The sequence below is a fragment of the Glaciimonas sp. OK215 genome, from assembly GCF_057787885.1.
In genome coordinates this window covers 2,938,106-2,955,694 of the sequence record NZ_CM173544.1, presented here as the reverse complement: position 1 = coordinate 2,955,694, position 17,589 = coordinate 2,938,106, and the positions used below count along the sequence as shown (strand labels likewise).

Sequence of the window (17,589 nt, the reverse complement as noted above, 5' to 3'; positions counted from 1 at the left end):
TTAGAAAAATAAGGGAAGTAGCATTCATGTCCGACCTGCTGATCAAACTGGCCAACAACCTGGCCACCGCCGGCATAGTCAAGATGCTTGGATTGGCAACACCCGTCGCACCCGACCGCGCCGATGGCGCTTATGTGGCGCAACCGTTCTCCGGGAAAAATGTCTTGCTCGGCCGCTCGGGCAACGGTTATGCGATAGACCGGCTGCGTGCCATCGTCAGCGATGGCGGCGCAATGCTGCAGGGAGACACGGACGCGGGCCTGGACATTCTCATCATGGATGCCACCGGTTGCACCAAGCCGTCGGACTATCGCGCGTTGTATGACTTTTTCCATCCCGTCATGCGCCGGATTGCGCCCAATGCCAGAGTGTTGATCACCGCTGCGCTGCCAGGCGCAACCGGGGATCCGGTCGCGGCAGCTGCCGCGCGCGGCGTCGAAGGTTTCAGTCGTTCCTTAAGCAAGGAGCTGGGCAAGCGCTGCGCCACTGTCAATCTCGCCTATGTCGCAACCGATGCGATCGACCGTCTCGCGGGTGTCGTGCGCTTCTTTTGCGGGGTGCAGACAACCTATGTATCCGGTCAAGTCGTGCACGTGACGTCTCAGGTTGCCGCACCGGCAGCGCTGCCGTATTGCGATGCGCTGAAAGGTAAGGTTGCGCTGGTGACGGGAAGTGCCGGCGGCATCGGCAAAGCGACTGCCGAGAGGCTCGTGCAAGAAGGCGCCCAAGTGATCTGCCTGGATGTCCCGGGTGCATCCATCGCGTTGCATGAGACCTGCACGGCGATCAAGGCCATCCCATTGACGATGGACATCGCGAGCCCGGAGGCGCCGCGCCGGCTGGCCGACTTTTTCAAGGAAAGATTTGGGGGATTGGACATCCTGGTGCACAACGCCAGCATTACGCGCGACAAAACCCTTGCAAACATGAAGGAGCAATTCTGGGATCAGGTGGTCAACATCAATTTTGCCGCCATCGTTGCCGTCGACAAACTGCTGTTGTCGGAGAACATCCTGCGCGACGGCGCGCGCATCGTCTGCCTGTCGTCCATCAGCGGGGTGGCTGGCAATTGCGGGCAGACAAACTATGCGGCAACCAAGGCGGCCCTGATCGGCTATGTCGCAGCGCAGGCAACGCAACTTGCCGGCCGCGGCATCTGCATCAATGCGGTCGCACCTGGTTTTATCGAGACGGCAATGACTGAGGAAATGCCATTCATGCTACGCGAGGTTGGCAGACGCCTGAACGCGATGAAGCAGGGCGGCAAGCCGCGCGATGTGGCGGAGCTCATTGCATTCCTGTGCACGCCGGGTGTGTACGGTATCAGTGGCGACACCATTCGGGTGTGCGGTCAGGGGTTGATTGGTGCTTGAAAGAACGTAAGTCTCAGGCCTTTTCCGGGATGGGGCTTGCGACTCGGAATCTCGGACGGTTATTTCGGGGTAGCGCATTCCTACCCAGTCCGGCGGAAGTAAAAATTAAGATAAATCTGCATGCATTAAAGGCTCAGTCTCATCGTCTTTGGAAAATATTTCTATTAATCTGTTTGTCTGCAATAAAAAATTCTATTAATTTAGATTTTTAAGGTAGAAATATTCCATGCAGTTTTATTTTATTCAATAAGGAAATTTAGTGAAGTTACATACTTTGTTACTACCCGGCGTTACCTGTTTGCTGGCAATCGCAGGCCAAAATGCCGCCGCAGCGGAGGCGCCGTTTATATCCGGTTATTTCACCAACTGGAGTGTGTATGACACAACTTCAAAGTATGACCCGACATTGATCCCCCCGGCGGTTGACGAGATTGTATATGCCTTTGCGCAAGCAGGCGATTGTGCCAGAGTCGATCCGGACGCCGAGCACCCGAATGGGTATGCGACTGAGGTGAAGCCTGAGTTTTGCGCCATTAGGGCTCCCTTTACCGGTACCCAAACTTTCAAGACGCTGAATTCGACCGACCCCTGGTCTGATTTCAATAAGCAGGCTAATGGCGCAAGCGGGCTCAACAATATCGCCAAGGTATTGGACCGCGGCCGTGCGGTCACGCTTTCCGTGGGCGGATGGTCCTTGTCCGCAGCACTGCGCGAGGCCGTCAAGCCGGATAACCGCGCAGCCTTTGCGCAATCGATTCTGGATTTCATGACGAGCGCACAAAAGGAGTCGACGACAGGTAACAAGTTTTCCGGCGTCGACATCGACTGGGAGCCGAACGGCAATCAATGGACGATGGCCGCGCCCGATCCGGCGATTTACAAGACGGTGACCAAGGAAGATCTCGACAATTTCAAGGCCTTCCTGGTGCAGCTGAAACAGGTTCTGCGCGAAGCCAAGGCAGCTGGAAAGATTGCCAATGACCTGCTGCGGATTGCCGCGCCGGCCAGCCCGGCCGTACTCAAGCATGTCGACACTACTTATCATCAGAGTGGTGGGTATTGGCAGCAGCTGGCAGAAACGGTAGATACCATTAATCTGATGACGTACGATTTTCACGGTCCGTGGGAAGATCCCAAGATCACTGGTTTTAACGCCGGGTTGAAAAACGACCCGCGCGCCGAAGACGCTGGACTAGCCCCAAAGTTTAGTATGCAAGGTGCTGTCGAACGCCTGATGGAACTTAACGTCGCGTCCAAAAAAATTGTGGTCGGTGTGCCGATGTATGGTCGTACCTACGACATTAACGGTGGAACTTCGCAGCCGACAACGGCAAATCCCTATGTGCCGTTCAAGCAAGCCTATCAGCTGGACGGTGGCGAGGCGGTTCTGACGAATCGGCTGATTCGTACGGCGCGTAAAGTCAATGGGGACTCGATTTATTTTAATTTCGAGACCAACAGCACAGCAGATGCCAAGGGCGGTCAGAACTTCTCCTGGTCATGGGGCAACAAGGAATACGACACCGAAGTGTTCATCACTTACGATGACGCCGCCACAGCCAAGGCGAAGATGCAATACGCTGCAGAGAAGTCGCTTGCCGGCGTGATGGTATGGTCGCTGGACGGCGATGTACGAGAAGGCGATAAAAAGCCGGATGGCGTGACTGACCTGGTCTACACGGAAGCTTCCGTCGTTGATGGGTTGCGGCAAGGAAAGAAGCAATAAGAGGTGGTTGGCATGCCCTGACAGTTGCGGGATTTCACGCCGGCGATTGTTAGGTGATGTTAGGTTGGGTCCTGTTTCTTCGGGTCTTACTCCCCGTCGCTTGCGGCGGGGAGTTTTATTTGGGGCGATATCCAAATATGGTTGATCGTGTTTTTTGATAAGGAAATAAATGTACAACACAATGTTCCCGTCGCTTCGACGCCGCTCTGCCGCTGCCATGCAACGCGGGTTTACGCTGATTGAAATCATGGTGGTCGTCGTGATCATGGGAATTCTGGCGGCACTGGTGGTTCCCAAGCTGATGGGCCGTACCGACGATGCGCGGATTCAGGCGGCACGCCAGGACATCGGCACGTTGATGCAGGCACTCAAGTTGTACAAACTCGACAACCAGCGCTATCCGACCACCGAACAGGGCTTGCAGGCCCTGATCGCTAAACCAAGCGTCGATCCCGCCGCAAACGGCTGGAAAACCGGCGGCTATATCGACAAGCTTCCGAAAGACCCGTGGGGCAATCCCTATCAATTCCTGTCGCCCGGCATCAAAGGCGAGCTGGATGTGTTCTCGTACGGTGCGGACGGACAGCCGGGCGGCGAAGGCAACGATGCGGATATCGGCTCATGGGATCTGTAAGCTTGACTGCCGCGCAGCGCAATGTGCGCCGGATCAAGGTGGGCGCGCGCAGCGGTTTTACGCTGCTTGAGTTGCTGGTGGTGGTGGTGATTGCCGGCATCACGCTGGGAGCCGTGGCGCTGAATGCCTTCCATAGCGAGCGCCAGGTAGTGCAAAACGATGCGCAACGGATCGCCTTGCTGCTGCAATTGACGCGTGAGGAGGCCATCTTGCGGAATCGGCCCACCGCGTTCGAGGCCGACGCCGATAGCTACCGTTTTCTGGTGCGCGAAGAAAGCGGCTGGCAGCCGTTGCCGCAGGATGACATGCTGCGGCAGCGCGCATTCAAACACACGCCGATGCAGTTATCGCTGAATCCGCCGCCAATGGACGCCGGGGCACCGGATTCATTGCGCATTACCTTCGGCCGCGAGCCGGTCGACAAGCCGTTCGCGCTGACCTTGGCCGGCAGCGACACCAGCGTCATTATTCGCGCTGACGGTATCGGTCATTTTTCGGTTGAATAAGATGGCTATTCCGCGCGCGTTTCCCTGCCTGTATACAGCCGGCTTTACCTTGCTGGAAGTGCTGGTGGCGTTGGTCATCGTCGGTACCGCACTGGGCGCCAGCCTGCGGGCGGTCGGCAGCCTGACGCAAAACAGCAGCGGCCTGCGGGCTTCCATGATGGCAAGCTGGTCGGCTGAAAACCGGCTGACACAGATTCGCCTCGGGCACGAATGGCCGCCCATCGGCAATCGTTCCTTCAGTTGCGCGCAGGGCGACTTGCAGCTGCTGTGCGAAGAGCATGTGTCCGCTACGCCGAACCCGGATTTCCGGCGGGTCGAGGTCGCGGTATCCGACGCCGCCAATCGGCAGCGTCGTATCGTCAATCTTACGCAGGTGGTCCCGAATGTACGCTAAAAACTACTGCGCGAGCCGATTTTTGGTCTGCGGTGCGCATCGATCATCCGTACGACTGCGCTCCTCGACCAAAACTCGACCCGCTCGCTACGTTTTTCAACAGCCTGCTGAAGACTGTGGCGAAAATAAGCCGGCTTTGTTGCGCCGCAGATCTGCCGCACGCGGCTTCACACTGGTCGAAATGATCGTTGCGATCAGCATACTGGCAATGGTTGCCGTACTCGGTTGGCGCGGGCTCGACGGTATCGTGCGCGCGCGGGTTGCGCTGACTTCGGAAATGGAACAAACGCGCGGTATGCAACTGACCTTTGCGCAACTGCAAACCGATTGCGCCCAGCTTGCGCCGGCCAGCCTGCTGCCGACGCGTCCCACGCTGCTGGCGGGGCCAGACCGGCTGCTAATGGTGCGACTGGTATTTACCGAACAGCCAACCCGCGTGCAATTAGTCGATTACCGGCTGCGCAATGGCGTACTGACGCGCCGGGAATCCGTCGCGACCCGCGATCTGAACGCGCTCGATGCGCTGTGGCAGGCCGCGCTCAACGATGCCGGCGGCGCGGCGAATCAGCAGGATACGCAGGCGGTGGCGTTGCAATCCGATATCGCGACACTGCAGATGCAATTGTGGGGCAGCGATGGCCGGGGCTGGCGCCCGCCCGCCGCTTCTGCGTCCGGCAGCCGGGACAGCAGTCCCAACGCCAACCGCTGGACCGGACTGCAAGTCGCCTTGCGGGCGCGCGGCCGTGACGCCGACATGGTCAAGACTTTCTTGCTGGGGGCGACATGAGAGCGCCGCGCGCGCAGCAAGCCGTCCAGCGCGGCGTCGCGGTGGTCACTGCCCTGTTGCTGACCACGCTGGCAGTCACCATTGTCGCCAGCCTGTTTTGGCAACAGCAGGTGCAGGTACGTTCGATCGAGAACCAGCGCCTGCAGTTACAGACGAACTGGATAATGCTCGGCGCGCTGGATTGGGCCTGCATGATTTTGCGTGCGGGCGGCCGGCAGACGAATGTCGATCACCTGGGACAGCCATGGGCTATGCCACAGGCGGATATGCGGCTTGACCAATACCTGGAAGACGGTCAGTCCCGCGCTGATGCCGTCTTTTCCAGTCAGATCATCGATGCCCAGTCACGCTACAACCTGAATAACCTGAGCGTGAATGGCGCCGTGAATCCCGATGAACTGGCGGTTTTCCAGCGCCTGCTGGCTCACCTGCGCCTGCCTGTCAGTCTGGCCGCAGTGGCGGCACAAGCTATCGCCGCCGGGCAGCCAACCCCTGCCAACTCCGGGAATGGCGCGCTGCCCATGGTGCAGGTCGACGATCTGTTGTCCTTGCCCGGCTTCACGCCGGACCTGCTGCGTCGGCTGAAGGATTTTGTCGTACTGCTGCCGGCGGCTACGCCGATCAATGTGAATACCGCACCGGCGGAGGTGCTCGCCGCACGTTTCGCAGCGTTGTCATTGGCGGAGGCCGGCACGCTGGTTGCCAGCCGCCGGACCGCGCCATTTCTCGATACGACATATTTATCGACGCAAATGACGCAACTGTTTGGCAAGCAGTTCCCGGAAATTGCGAAGGTGGCTCTTTCCAGCAATTATTTTTTGGTGACCGGCAAGATTCGCATGGGCCGTGCCGCACTGAATACCGAATCCCTGGTACAGCGCACCAATAACCGTAGCGGCAACAACATCGTGTGGATCAGAGAACAATAAATGGACGAAATGCTTTGACTACCTTATTTATCCGCCTGCCCGCCAGGACCACGCAGGGTAGCGCGCTGCCGGACTGCCGGTTCGCGCTGGTATCCGAGCCGGACCGCATCGAACGCCAGGGCATGCAACAACTGTCCGGTCTGGCAGAGCATATCGGCGCTGCCGCAAGGGTGGTGCTGATCCTGGCCGCCGCCGACGTCAATCTGCTGCGGCTGCAGGTGCCGCCGTTGTCGGATGCCAAGCTGAAGATGGCTTTGCCGCATCTGGTGGAAGAGCACTTGCTGGCCGACCCGCTCGACTGCGTTTTGGTTGCCGGCCGCGCCGCTGAGAATATGCGCCTGATCGCCGTGGTGCAGCGGGACTGGCTGGAGTGGCTGGTCCAGACGCTGCTGACACTCGGCGCGCGCAATCTGCAAGCCTTGCCGGCCCAGCTGTGCCTGCCGTTGCGCGCGCCGGATACGGCGGTCGCAGCGATTGGCGAGCACGGCGGCGCTATCGATGTCGCCTTGCGGATGTCGGCGGAGCAGGGCATAGGCTGGTCGCTGGCCGCGCTTTCCGGCCAGTCGGCGGCGCGGGAAGTGCTGGATGGGCTGACTGCCATTTTGCCGCAGCAGCCGGTCACCTTGTATGTACCTGCATCCTGTCGGGAAGCCTATCAGGAACCGGGCGTTGCGCAGGTCACGGTGCTGGATGAAGACTGGTCGCACTGGATCGTGGGTGCGCAGGAGCTGGTGCGCGCCGGCAGCCTTGATTTGATGCGTGGACTGACAGCGCATGCCGCCGGCACCGAATTCAGCTGGCGTCGCTGGCGCTGGCCGCTGGGATTGGCGGCGGCGCTGTTGCTGGTGAATATTCTCAGCTTGAACCTCGACTGGTGGCGCATGCGCCGTGAAGCCGGCGGTATACGTGCCGGCATGCTGCAACGCTATCGCGCCGCCTATCCCAACGAGACCGTGATCGTCGATCCGGTCGCCCAGATGAAACAAAAGATTACGCTGGCCGAACGCGACAACGGCCAGTTTGCGGCGGACGATTTTATGTCGCTTGCGGCCGGGTTTGGCGCGGCCTGGGCCGCACAACCCGCGGACAACGGCGCGATTGCGGCGCTGGAATATCGCGACCACCGATTACTGGTGCGTTTTAAAAATGCGGCCGATGCGGATGCCGCCGATGCGCCGGTCAAGAATGCCTTGGCGCTTCATCATTTAACGCTGACCAAGCCAGCCAGCGGCGTATGGCAAATCGGGAGTCGCCAATGATGCCAGCACGCAATGCATTCCATCAGGCCCGGGAAATAATGCGCGCAGCGGCAACGGCCTGCTGGTCGCACCGGAATCAGCGTGAACGCCGCTTGCTGGGTACTGCCGCGGCACTGATTCTGCCGGCATTGATTTATCTGGCCTTGATCGATCCGGCGTTGAACAGAAGGGCGCGCTTGCAAAAAGAGTTGCCGGCGCTGCGCCGGCAAGCCGCCGAATTGCAATCCTTGACCGCCAAGGCGCTGTCTTTATCCGCTCAACTGGCGCAGCGGCCAGCCGCGCCGCTGAGTAAACAGGCGCTTGAAGCGGCACTCAAGAGCAGGGGGTTGACTCCGCAAAGCGTGGTGCTGAGCGGTGACATGGCCAAGGTGCAGTTGTCTGCGGTGGCTTTGGCCGGCTTGCTTGACTGGCTTGCCGATGCGCACAAGACAGCGCATTGGCAAGTGGTGGATGCGAATGTCAGTCCGCTTGCTGCACAGCCCGGTATTGTCAATGCCACCGTCACGCTATGGCAGCAAAAATGAGAATTCAAATCATGAAAGATAAAATGCATCCCGCAATACTCCCGACATTGGAAGCCCGCAGCTGGCGCGCCGCCGCAGCCATCGTGCTGCTGTCCTGCGTTGCCGCCGCGACGGCCCGCTCAGCCATGGCGGCAACCGCTGGCGCCAACGCACCCGCCACTGTCAGCGGCCAGGCCATGATGAATTTTGTCGGCGCCGACATCGAGTCCGTGATCAAGGCCGTCGGCCAATACACCAATACGACGTTCATCGTCGATCCGCGCGTCAAGGGCAGCATTAATCTGGTATCGGAAAAACCGCTGAGCAAATCCCAGGCCTTCGATTTGCTGGCGTCGACCTTGCGTCTGCAAGGCTATGCGGTGGTGCGCGGCGACGGCTTTGTCAAAGTGGTGCCGGAAGCCGACGCCAAGTTGCAACTGGGGCCGACCCGGGCGGCGGGCGTCAGGGGCGACCAGATTGCAACCCGGATTTTTTCCCTGAATTACGAATCGGCAAGCAATATCATGCCGGTGCTGCGGCCGCTGATTTCGCCCAACAATACGATCAACGTCAACCCGGGCAACAATACGCTGGTGGTCACCGACTACGCCGAAAATCTGCAGCGTCTCGGGAAAATGATCGCGGCACTTGACGTGCCGGCCATCAGCGATCTGGATGTCGTCCCGATCCGCTACGCAGTGGCCAGCGATATTGCCGTTATGGCCGGCAAATTGCTGGAGTCCGGTAGCGCTGCAGCGGCTGGCGGCGACAGCGCCCGCATCGTTATGCTGGCCGATTCGAGAACCAATTCGGTGGTGATTCGCGCGCCATCGACGGCGCGCGCCAACCTGGCCAAGTCGCTTATCGCCAAGCTCGATCAGCCGACGACGCAGGTCGGCAATGTGCATGTGGTTTATTTGAAAAATGCCGACGCCGTCAAGCTGGCGAAAACGCTGCGCGCCATCGTTTCACTCGATACCTCGCCGCCGCCGACCGGCCATTCTTCCGCCGGCCCGAGTGCTGGCGGCAGCGCAGGCGGCATGTTGCAAAGTGCCGGCAGCGCAGCGTCCGCCACGCCGGCACCAGCGCCACCTTCACCAGCGGCATCTTCCGGCGGCTCTGCGCCAGCGGCCGGTGCGGCGGGCTTTATCCAGGCCGACGACACCACCAATACGCTGATCATTACCGCCAGCGAGCCGGTCTACCGCAACCTTCGCGGCGTCATCGATCAGCTCGATACCCGGCGTGCCCAGGTCTATGTCGAAGCCTTGATCGTCGAGGTGACGGACACGGCGGCGAGCGAGATCGGCGTGCAGTGGCTGGCGCTGAGCGGGGACAAAAACAGTGCTTACCGGGTCGGCGGCGGTACCGGATTTCAAGGTAGCAATGCAGGCATCACCAGCGGCAACCTGTTCAACACGGCGCTTGGCCAGGCGCTGAATTCAGGAAGCGCCACGGCAAGTGTGCCGACTCTCGGCAGCGGTTTGCAGCTTGGCGTGTTGCGCCAGATTGCCGGAAAAATCGGCCTGGGCGCACTCGCCAGTGCCTTGAATGCGACGACTGGCAGCAACGTCCTGTCCATGCCGAATTTACTGACCCTGGATAACGAAGAAGCGAAGATCGTAGTCGGCCAGAACGTGCCCTTTGTTACCGGCTCGTACGCCACGACCGGAGGGACCACCACCAATCCGTTTACCACCGTCGACCGGAAGGACGTGGGCACCGCCTTGAAGATCAAGCCGCATATCTCGGAAGGCGGTACCGTGCGCCTGGAAATTTCGCAAGAGGTGTCGGCAGTGGTGCCCAGTACCGCATCCAATCAAAACGGGCCGACCACCACCAAGCGTTCCCTGGATACCAATGTCGTGATCGACGATGGCGACATCATCGCATTGGGCGGCCTGATCGGCGACGACAACGAGAGCGCTATCCAAAAAGTGCCCTTGTTGGGCGATCTGCCGGTGATCGGCAACTTGTTCAAATATCAGTCCGGTTCCCGCAACAAAACCAACCTGATGATATTCCTGCGTCCTACCATTATTCGCAACAGGGAGCAGAGCGCAACGGTGGTGGCAGACCGTTACGATTACATGCGCAAAGCACAACGCAGCGTGCAACCGGGCAACAGCATTCTGACCGATTTCGGCTCGTCGGTATCGCCAAAACTGGAAGATGGCGGTCCGTTCCTTGATCTGCGGTCCAGGCAGCAAGCCGGACCGGACCTGCAACCGGCGCTACCTGCGATGCTGATACCTGAACCCGTGCCGGCACCGGGTTTCCTGCATGACAAAGCGCCATGAGCGACGCTCGCCTGTTACCTTACGCGTTCGCCCGCAATTTCTCATTGCTGGCGCAGCGTAGCGGGGAGGCCGACGACGCTGACCACGCCGTGGAATTGTGGATTTCCGACGCCACACGGCCGACCGCGATTGCCGAAGTCAGCCGTCGCTTCGGTCGCGTCAAATTGCGGTCGATGGCGTGCGCTGCGCTGGATGCGGCGATTGCCGAGGCCTATGCCGGTTCCGGTGGCGATGCGGCGCAAGTGGTGGATGAGTTCGAATCCGATCTGGACCTCGCCAAACTGTTGCACGATATGCCGGCGATCGAGGATTTGCTGGCGTCGTCCGACGATGCGCCGGTGATCCGCATGATCAATGTGTTGCTGACGCAGGCCTTGCGCGAGGGCGCGTCGGATATTCATATCGAGCCATTCGAGCAGATTTCGGTGGTGCGGTTTCGTGTCGATGGCCGTTTGCGCGATGTCGTGCGGCCCAAGAAGGCGGTCCATGCATCGCTGATTTCCCGCATCAAGATCATGGCGCAGCTGGATATCGCCGAAAAGCGTTTGCCGCAGGATGGCCGCATCACGTTGCGGGTCGGCGGCAAGCCGGTGGATGTGCGGGTGTCGACCTTGCCGACCGGGCATGGCGAACGCGCAGTGCTGCGTTTGCTGGATAAGGAAGCCGGCCGGCTCGATCTGCAGCATCTCGGCATGAGTGCCGCAGTGCTGCCGCAGTTTGACCGCCTGATCGCGCAGCCGCATGGCATCGTGCTGGTCACCGGACCCACCGGCTCCGGCAAGACCACCACTTTATACGCCGCATTGGCGCGCCTGAATACCAGCCAAACCAATATTCTGACGGTCGAAGATCCGATCGAATACGAGCTGGCCGGGGTGGGCCAGACCCAGGTCAACGCACGCATCGACATGAGCTTCGCCAAAGCCCTGCGGGCGATCTTGCGGCAAGATCCGGACGTCATCATGATCGGTGAAATCCGCGATCTGGAAACCGCCCAGATTGCGGTGCAGGCGTCGCTGACCGGGCATCTGGTGCTGGCGACCCTGCATACCAACGACTCTGCTGCTGCCGTGACCCGCTTGCTGGATATGGGGATCGAACCGTTTCTGTTGTCGTCGTCCTTGCTGGGCGTGGTGGCGCAGCGTCTGGTCAGAAAACTGTGCACCGATTGCCGCCGTCACGATGGCCAGCTGTGGCATGCGGTCGGTTGCGAAGCATGCGGTCACACCGGCTATCACGGCCGGGTCGGCGTCTACGAGTTGTTGCAATGCACCGATGAGATCGGGTCGCTGATTCACAATCGCGCTGCCGAAGCCGAGATCGGGCAGGCGGCGCAACGCGACGGCATGCAGACCATGCGCCAGGATGGTCTGCGCTGGCTGACCGAGGGCGTCACGACGCAAGCCGAGTTGCTGCGCGTTACCAAAGAATAAGAGAGGACAGCGTGCCAGCATTTCGATACGAAGCGGTGAATGCCGCCGGCAGCACCAGCAACGGCGTGATGAATGCCGACAGTGCCAAAACGGCGCGTGCCGATCTGCGCGCCCAGGGTTTGCTGCCGCTGACGGTAGAGCTGGTTGCGCAGCAGGTAGATGGCGCCGGCAACCTGCGCCGGCGTGGCTTTGGCGAGCATCTGTCGACGATTGAGATCGCCTTGTTTACACGCCAGTTGGCCAGTTTGCTGGAAGCCAGCCTGCCGCTGGAGCAAGCCTTGACGGCGTTGCTGGAACAGGCCGAGCGCAGCTATTTGCGCGATCTGATCGGATCGATTCGCTCGGATGTGATGGGCGGGGCGTCGTTGTCCGGCGCGCTCGCAGCGCATCCGCGCGATTTTGCCGAAATTTATCGGGCGCTGGTGGCCTCCGGCGAGCAGATCGGTCAGCTGTCGCGCGTGCTGTCGCGGCTGGCGGATTACATAGAAGGCCGCAATGCGCTGGTACAAAAGGTGAAACTGGCATTCACTTATCCGGCCATCGTGACGGTGGTGGCGTTCGTTATCGTAATCTTCCTGCTGACGTATGTGGTGCCGCAGATTGTCTCGGTGTTTGCCAATACCAAGCAGAAATTGCCGCTGTTGACCGTGCTGATGCTGGCCGTTTCCGACTTTGTGCGCAACTACGGCTGGCTGGTACTGATGGCGGCGATCGCGTTGTGCTACGGCTGGCGTACTGCGCTCAAGAATCCCTCGACCCGGATGCGCTGGCATATCTGGCTGCTGAGCGCACCGCTGTACGGCAAATTCGAGCGCAGCCTGAATACCGCCCGCTTCGCCCGTACGCTGGCGATTACCACCGGCTCCGGCGTACCGATTCTGAAGGCATTGCAAACCAGTCGCGATACGCTTTCCAACGTCGCGCTGCGGCAGCAGGTCGACAGCGCCGCCGCCAGCGTGCGCGAGGGTGTCGGCCTGGCGCGGGCGCTGGCGGCGCACCGGCATTTTCCGCCGATGCTGATCCACATGATCCGTGCCGGCGAAGCAACCGGCGAATTGCCAGCCATGCTGGAGCGGGCCGCCAGTGCGCAGGAGCAGGATCTGGAGCGGCGCGCAATGACCATTGCCGGTTTGCTCGAGCCGGCGCTGATCCTGGCGATGGGGGTGGTGGTATTGTTGATCGTGCTGGCGGTGCTGATGCCGATTATTGAAATCAACCAGTTGGTGCACTAATGCAAATGAACGGACAAATAAGTAAACAATTCGCCAGGCGTCTGCCGGAACTCCTCAGCCTGCTGCTGTTCATGCTGCTGTGCGCTTGCAGCGCTTACTGGACGATGCAACTGGTCAAGCCCCCGATTCGTGCGCTCGCAGCGCCGCCGCAGGCGCAGCACGCACAGATCGACGTCAGGTTGGCGGCCGGCTTGTTTGGCGGGCGCGGGACGGTAGCGGTCGCCAGCAATTACCGGCTACTGGGTGTGGTCGCGGCGAAAAAAGACGAGGAAAGCGTTGCCATACTGAGTGCCGACGGCAAGCCGGCACGGGCGCTCAAGGTGGGGAAGGAATTGCTCTCTGGAACCAGCGTCAAAGAGGTGCATGCCACGTATGTCTTGCTGTCTGAAGGGGGCATTTTGAAGCGGGTGATGCTGCCTGAAGATGCGGTGCCGAAATCCGGGCTGTCAACGGCGTCGCCCGTATCCGCGCAGGCAGCTAGCGGACAGGATGTACCGGCATACCCGCCAACATCGGGCGCAGCGGACAAGTGACGGGAACCAAGATGGCGTTGTTGCACGAATGTGTGAATCGTTCAGAATAGCGACATTCCGGCGCCGCCCAAAGTAAAAAGGATTTTATGTTGTTTGCCAAAACGCGTTTTGCCTGTCGTGCGCAGTCATGCATGTGGCGTTTGTCTTGCCTGCTGCTAGTCGGATTGTTGAGTGCCTGCCAACATCTGCCGCTATCGACTGCTGATGCGCAGGGGCGACAGAGCGTCGTTATTTCTCCTCGCGATGCGCAAAAAATCGACCATTTGCTTGAATTGATGGATCAGCGCCTGAGCGTCGGGTCGCAAGTCGCCAAAGCCAAATGGAATTCCGGCGCCGCAGTCGATGATCCCCGGCGCGAGCTGCAGATTCTCGATGAGGTGACAATGCAAGCCGCTGCAACAGGCGGTCTTGACCCGCTATTTGTTCGTCAATTTTTTCAAAACCAGTTTGACGCCGGCAAAATTCTGCAAAAGAATTTGCTGGCCGCTTGGCGTCAGACGGCTGCGCCCGGCTATAAGTTTGGCGATGCGCCCGACCTCGGTCGTGACGTACGGCCGATACTGGACCGGCTGACGCCCCAATTGATCGCCGCGCTGCGCGCTGTTGAGCCATTGTTGCGGCAGTCCGGTGTGCGTGCTTATCTGGCGCTGCAGGCGGCTACTTTGATACGTGGCGATGTCGGTGGCGAGGTTCGTCGTCAGGCATTAGCGGCACTACAAGCAGAATAATCAATATTCAGATCAACAGAAAAATCAAAGATAATGCGCAATTCCTTTTATTTTTGACTAAAGACCCCGAGACGGAATTCGTTATATGGCCCAGACACCGACGTTCGCACTGAATGCCCGCCAGCAGGAAATATTAAGTTACGTCCAGCGCGAGAGTTTTGTCACCGTAGAAAATCTGGCGAATCGTTTCCAGATCACGCAGCAAACCATCCGGCGCGACATTAATATGCTGGCGGAACTGAATCTGCTGCAGCGCTATCACGGCGGTGTCGGCCTGCCATCCAGTGCAGAGAATATTGCCTACGGCGCACGGAAAGGATTGCAATCCGAGGAAAAGCGCAGGATCGCGGCGTTGGTCGCGGAGCACATTCCCGATCAGGCGACCTTGTTCATCAATATCGGCACCACCACGGAAGAAGTCGCCAAGGCCCTGAGCCGTCGCCGCAACTTGCGCGTCATCACCAATAATCTCAACGTCGCCGCGATCATGAGCGGCTATCCCGGTTGCGAAGTCATCATCACCGGCGGCGTGGTGCGAGCACGCGACCTGGGTGTCACCGGCGAAGAAACCATCGACTTTATTCAACGCTTTAAAGTGGATTTCGGGATTATCGGGATTTCGAGTATCGATCCGGACGGCGTTTTGCGCGATTTCGATTATCGCGAAATACGTGTGGCCGAGGCCATTATTGCCCATTCACGCACCGTATTCCTGGTCGCGGACCATTCCAAATTCATGCGTCCGGCATTGGTAAAGATGAGTGAGTTATCCAGGATCGACGCCTTGTTCACCGATCAGCCGATACCGGAATCGCTGGTCGATGTGTTCAAAGAGGCGAATACGAATGTGTTTGTTGCCGCCAAAATTACCGATTAGTTGTCGCGGTTCCGATACTACAACCGATGCGATCCAGTAAATTAACCTGTTATTTAGGTAGATATTACAAATAATACGCGTTTTACAGGTATTTTCCAAACGACTACAGTTGAGCTCATACAATCAGGAGCTCGAAAATGACTTCAGCTATAGTCTTACCGCCACGCGCTCAGGCAGATATTCCACAACAGCAAAATCCGTCTGCGGCAACAACCTTCTATCGTTATCTTCCAGGGCTGGCGCTTTCCGTAGCGGTTGCCGGCCTTTCCATCCTGTTGGGAAAAATAGCGTTTCTGCAGTCGAATGGCATTAGCGCGTTGACCATTGCGATCGTACTGGGGATGTTGATAGGCAATACCCTCTATCCCCGCATCGCTGCGGCCAGTGCGCCCGGCGTGCTTTTCTCCAAGCAAAATCTGCTGCGGCTCGGCATCATTCTTTACGGCTTGCGCTTGACGTTCCAGGATATCGCCCACGTTGGCATGAGCGGTGTTGCCATTGATGCGGCCGTACTCAGCAGCACTTTCTGCCTGTCCTGGTTTCTCGGCACCAAGGTCTTCAAGCTCGATCAAAAAACCGCCATGCTGATCGGCGCCGGCAGCTCTATCTGCGGCGCGGCTGCCGTCATGGCCGCAGAACCTGTGATCAAAGGCCGTGCAGAGCAAGTCACCGTTGCGGTATCGACGGTGGTGGTTTTCGGGACCCTCGCGATCTTTTTGTATCCTGCGCTTTACCATCTGAATGCACAATTGCATTGGTTGAATGTGACGCCCAATGCCTTCGGTATTTTTACCGGGTCGACAGTGCATGAAGTCGCTCAGGTGGTTGCCGCCGGTCGTGCAATCAGCGCCGATGCCGCCAACACAGCGGTGATTACCAAGATGGTGCGGGTAATGATGCTGGCCCCGTTTCTGATTATTTTATCGGCCTATCTCAACCGTAGCGACGCATCGAAGAAAAACGCCGGCGATTTACACCATGCAGACAACAAGCCGGGAAAGATCGTTATTCCCTGGTTCGCGCTGATTTTCGTTGCTGTCGCCGGACTCAATTCGCTCGCCTTTCTGCCGCCGGCGCTGGTCTCCCGCGCAATTGATGTCGATACCGTGATACTGGCCATGGCAATGGCCGCATTAGGCTTGACAACCCATGTGTCCGCAATCCGCAAGGCCGGCGTCAAGCCATTGCTCCTTGCTGCGGTGTTATTCACATGGCTTATCGTTGGCGGTATGGGTATCAATGCCGCAGTAATGACTTGGTTGGGCTGAGCGACAGCGTATTCATCACTGCAAGGTCTGCAGACGTTCGGGGCTTTGCATACATTCACGAAATAGGGAAAATAACCATGCTGTCAAGAAATAATGTCGTAACAGCGCTGTTTGCTGCCGCAGCATGCGCTGCTCTTGGTCCGGTTCATGCTGCTGCACGCTGGACATTCGATGGCGGCATCCATAACAACTCTCTTGCCGTCAGTCCCAATGAAACGACCGCGGTGGTGTCGTATAGCGAACGCCCGGAGGTTCTGGTGTACGACCTCAAGAGCAACAAGGTGCGCGCTGTTTTGCCAGGCTATGTCACGCCGCGCAATATCGTATTCGCGCCGTCGGGAAAGGTCTTTTACGTGTCCGACAGCAGCCTCGGCGTGGTCGAAAAAATCGATACCGCCACTCTCAAAACCTTGTCCAGGATCCCAGCTGGTGCGGGTGCCTTTGGTACTGCCATCAGCAAAGATGGAAAAACCTTGTACATCAATAATCAGGCGGCAAGCACCGTGACGGTGGTCGACCTCGATACAGAAAAAACGCAGGCGGTGATTACCGGTTTTGCGCAACCGCGCCAGGGCGTGAAGCTCAGTCCTGACGGTCAAAAGCTGTACGTGACGAATTTCCTGGGCGATAAAATCAGCATCGTCAACAATCAAACCAACAAGATCGAAGGTGAGATCGGGGGCTTCAATAAAATTCGCGCGATCTCCGTAACGGCGGATGGTAAAACCCTGTTCGCCGCCAACAGCGGGAGCAATAGCATCGCCGTCGTGGATATCGATAAAAAGGAAATTCTGAAGACCATTCCTGTGGGCAAAGATCCGTATGGCGCAGCGCTCACACCGAATGAAGGCGAGGTGTATTCAGGCAATCTGGCCGACAACACGCTTTCCGTGATTTCCCTGCCATCGATGAAAGTCAGCGCAACCGTCAGCGGATTCAAACAGCCGCGCCAGGCGATCGTCTTCACCCATGACGGTAAAACGGCATTCGTTTTGAATGAGGATTTAAGCCTGTCCAGAGTCGATCTGGAGACGAAGAAAATTGTTGCAGCGATCAGCCCGGAATAGCGCAAGCGCATCACCGTAATATTCACCGGCTCAGGTACGC

General features: G+C 58.7%; 17 protein-coding genes. All 17 read left to right on the top strand.

Features of this window, described 5'->3' with window-relative positions:
• The first annotated feature begins 26 nt into the window (after window positions 1-26).
• The 17 genes from AC3CHX_RS13300 (at window position 27) to AC3CHX_RS13220 (ending at window position 17,549) form a co-directional block, all read left to right on the top strand.
• Complete coding sequence (locus tag AC3CHX_RS13300) at window positions 27-1,373, top strand: 3-oxoacyl-ACP reductase (RefSeq protein WP_488644473.1); 1,347 nt, start codon at window positions 27-29, stop codon at window positions 1,371-1,373.
• A 259-nt stretch (window positions 1,374-1,632) separates the two neighbouring features.
• Window positions 1,633-3,099: a glycoside hydrolase family 18 protein gene (locus AC3CHX_RS13295; protein WP_488644472.1), complete on the top strand. Its 1,467-nt coding sequence runs from the start codon at window positions 1,633-1,635 to the stop codon at window positions 3,097-3,099.
• Between the two features lie 169 nt (window positions 3,100-3,268).
• A complete protein-coding gene (gspG, locus tag AC3CHX_RS13290; RefSeq protein ID WP_488644471.1) occupies window positions 3,269-3,733 on the top strand; it encodes a type II secretion system major pseudopilin GspG in 465 nt (154 codons plus the stop codon).
• Window positions 3,721-4,239: a GspH/FimT family pseudopilin gene (locus tag AC3CHX_RS13285; protein WP_488644470.1), complete on the top strand. Its 519-nt coding sequence runs from the start codon at window positions 3,721-3,723 to the stop codon at window positions 4,237-4,239. Before gspG ends, AC3CHX_RS13285 begins: the two co-directional genes overlap by 13 nt.
• 1 nt (window position 4,240) lies before the next feature.
• Window positions 4,241-4,633: a type II secretion system minor pseudopilin GspI gene (gspI, locus tag AC3CHX_RS13280; RefSeq protein ID WP_488644469.1), complete on the top strand. Its 393-nt coding sequence runs from the start codon at window positions 4,241-4,243 to the stop codon at window positions 4,631-4,633.
• Window positions 4,634-4,772: 139 nt separating this feature from the next.
• The gene (locus AC3CHX_RS13275) at window positions 4,773-5,420 is read left to right on the top strand and encodes a PulJ/GspJ family protein (protein ID WP_488644468.1); all 648 of its coding nucleotides are present in this window, start codon (window positions 4,773-4,775) and stop codon (window positions 5,418-5,420) included.
• Complete coding sequence (gspK, locus tag AC3CHX_RS13270) at window positions 5,417-6,349, top strand: type II secretion system minor pseudopilin GspK (protein ID WP_488644467.1); 933 nt, start codon at window positions 5,417-5,419, stop codon at window positions 6,347-6,349. The genes AC3CHX_RS13275 and gspK overlap by 4 nt, the downstream gene beginning before the upstream one ends.
• Before the next feature lie 14 nt (window positions 6,350-6,363).
• Window positions 6,364-7,608 carry a type II secretion system protein GspL gene (gspL, locus tag AC3CHX_RS13265; RefSeq protein WP_488644466.1) on the top strand — a complete coding sequence of 415 codons (1,245 nt, stop codon included), beginning with the start codon at window positions 6,364-6,366 and terminating at the stop codon, window positions 7,606-7,608.
• Window positions 7,605-8,132 carry a type II secretion system protein M gene (locus AC3CHX_RS13260; RefSeq protein ID WP_488644465.1) on the top strand — a complete coding sequence of 176 codons (528 nt, stop codon included), beginning with the start codon at window positions 7,605-7,607 and terminating at the stop codon, window positions 8,130-8,132. Before gspL ends, AC3CHX_RS13260 begins: the two co-directional genes overlap by 4 nt.
• Window positions 8,133-8,143: 11 nt before the next feature.
• Window positions 8,144-10,411 carry a type II secretion system secretin GspD gene (gene gspD / locus AC3CHX_RS13255; protein WP_488644464.1) on the top strand — a complete coding sequence of 756 codons (2,268 nt, stop codon included), beginning with the start codon at window positions 8,144-8,146 and terminating at the stop codon, window positions 10,409-10,411.
• Entirely contained in the window at window positions 10,408-11,844 is a 1,437-nt protein-coding gene (gene gspE / locus AC3CHX_RS13250; protein ID WP_488629164.1) for a type II secretion system ATPase GspE, read from the top strand. The genes gspD and gspE overlap by 4 nt, the downstream gene beginning before the upstream one ends.
• A gap of 11 nt (window positions 11,845-11,855) precedes the next feature.
• Window positions 11,856-13,076 carry a type II secretion system inner membrane protein GspF gene (gene gspF, locus AC3CHX_RS13245; RefSeq protein ID WP_488644463.1) on the top strand — a complete coding sequence of 407 codons (1,221 nt, stop codon included), beginning with the start codon at window positions 11,856-11,858 and terminating at the stop codon, window positions 13,074-13,076.
• A gap of 5 nt (window positions 13,077-13,081) precedes the next feature.
• Window positions 13,082-13,609, top strand: a complete 528-nt coding sequence (locus AC3CHX_RS13240) for a type II secretion system protein N (RefSeq protein ID WP_488644462.1) — start codon at window positions 13,082-13,084, stop codon at window positions 13,607-13,609.
• 131 nt (window positions 13,610-13,740) lie between these two features.
• Complete coding sequence (gene aroQ, locus AC3CHX_RS13235; protein ID WP_488644461.1) at window positions 13,741-14,337, top strand: gamma subclass chorismate mutase AroQ; 597 nt, start codon at window positions 13,741-13,743, stop codon at window positions 14,335-14,337.
• An 85-nt stretch (window positions 14,338-14,422) separates the two neighbouring features.
• Complete coding sequence (locus AC3CHX_RS13230) at window positions 14,423-15,214, top strand: DeoR/GlpR family DNA-binding transcription regulator (RefSeq protein WP_488644460.1); 792 nt, start codon at window positions 14,423-14,425, stop codon at window positions 15,212-15,214.
• Window positions 15,215-15,351: 137 nt separating this feature from the next.
• On the top strand, window positions 15,352-16,482 hold the full coding sequence (locus AC3CHX_RS13225) for a YeiH family protein (RefSeq protein WP_488644459.1): 1,131 nt from the start codon (window positions 15,352-15,354) through the stop codon (window positions 16,480-16,482).
• Window positions 16,483-16,559: 77 nt separating this feature from the next.
• Complete coding sequence (locus AC3CHX_RS13220; RefSeq protein ID WP_488644458.1) at window positions 16,560-17,549, top strand: beta-propeller fold lactonase family protein; 990 nt, start codon at window positions 16,560-16,562, stop codon at window positions 17,547-17,549.
• The last annotated feature ends 40 nt before the right edge of the window (window positions 17,550-17,589 follow it).

What these genes read in the sequence shown, in the direction of transcription:
- gspI (WP_488644469.1), top strand. Translation starts at nt 4,241, where the DNA reads ATGGCTATTCCGCGCGCGTTTCCCTGCCTGTATACAGCCGGCTTTACC.
- AC3CHX_RS13300 (WP_488644473.1), top strand. Translation starts at nt 27, where the DNA reads ATGTCCGACCTGCTGATCAAACTGGCCAACAACCTGGCCACCGCCGGC.
- AC3CHX_RS13230 (WP_488644460.1), top strand. Translation starts at nt 14,423, where the DNA reads ATGGCCCAGACACCGACGTTCGCACTGAATGCCCGCCAGCAGGAAATA.
- gspG (WP_488644471.1), top strand. Translation starts at nt 3,269, where the DNA reads ATGTACAACACAATGTTCCCGTCGCTTCGACGCCGCTCTGCCGCTGCC.
- AC3CHX_RS13240 (WP_488644462.1), top strand. Translation starts at nt 13,082, where the DNA reads ATGAACGGACAAATAAGTAAACAATTCGCCAGGCGTCTGCCGGAACTC.
- gspE (WP_488629164.1), top strand. Translation starts at nt 10,408, where the DNA reads ATGAGCGACGCTCGCCTGTTACCTTACGCGTTCGCCCGCAATTTCTCA.
- AC3CHX_RS13225 (WP_488644459.1), top strand. Translation starts at nt 15,352, where the DNA reads ATGACTTCAGCTATAGTCTTACCGCCACGCGCTCAGGCAGATATTCCA.
- aroQ (WP_488644461.1), top strand. Translation starts at nt 13,741, where the DNA reads ATGTGGCGTTTGTCTTGCCTGCTGCTAGTCGGATTGTTGAGTGCCTGC.
- AC3CHX_RS13260 (WP_488644465.1), top strand. Translation starts at nt 7,605, where the DNA reads ATGATGCCAGCACGCAATGCATTCCATCAGGCCCGGGAAATAATGCGC.
- AC3CHX_RS13220 (WP_488644458.1), top strand. Translation starts at nt 16,560, where the DNA reads ATGCTGTCAAGAAATAATGTCGTAACAGCGCTGTTTGCTGCCGCAGCA.
- gspK (WP_488644467.1), top strand. Translation starts at nt 5,417, where the DNA reads ATGAGAGCGCCGCGCGCGCAGCAAGCCGTCCAGCGCGGCGTCGCGGTG.
- gspD (WP_488644464.1), top strand. Translation starts at nt 8,144, where the DNA reads ATGAAAGATAAAATGCATCCCGCAATACTCCCGACATTGGAAGCCCGC.
- AC3CHX_RS13285 (WP_488644470.1), top strand. Translation starts at nt 3,721, where the DNA reads ATGGGATCTGTAAGCTTGACTGCCGCGCAGCGCAATGTGCGCCGGATC.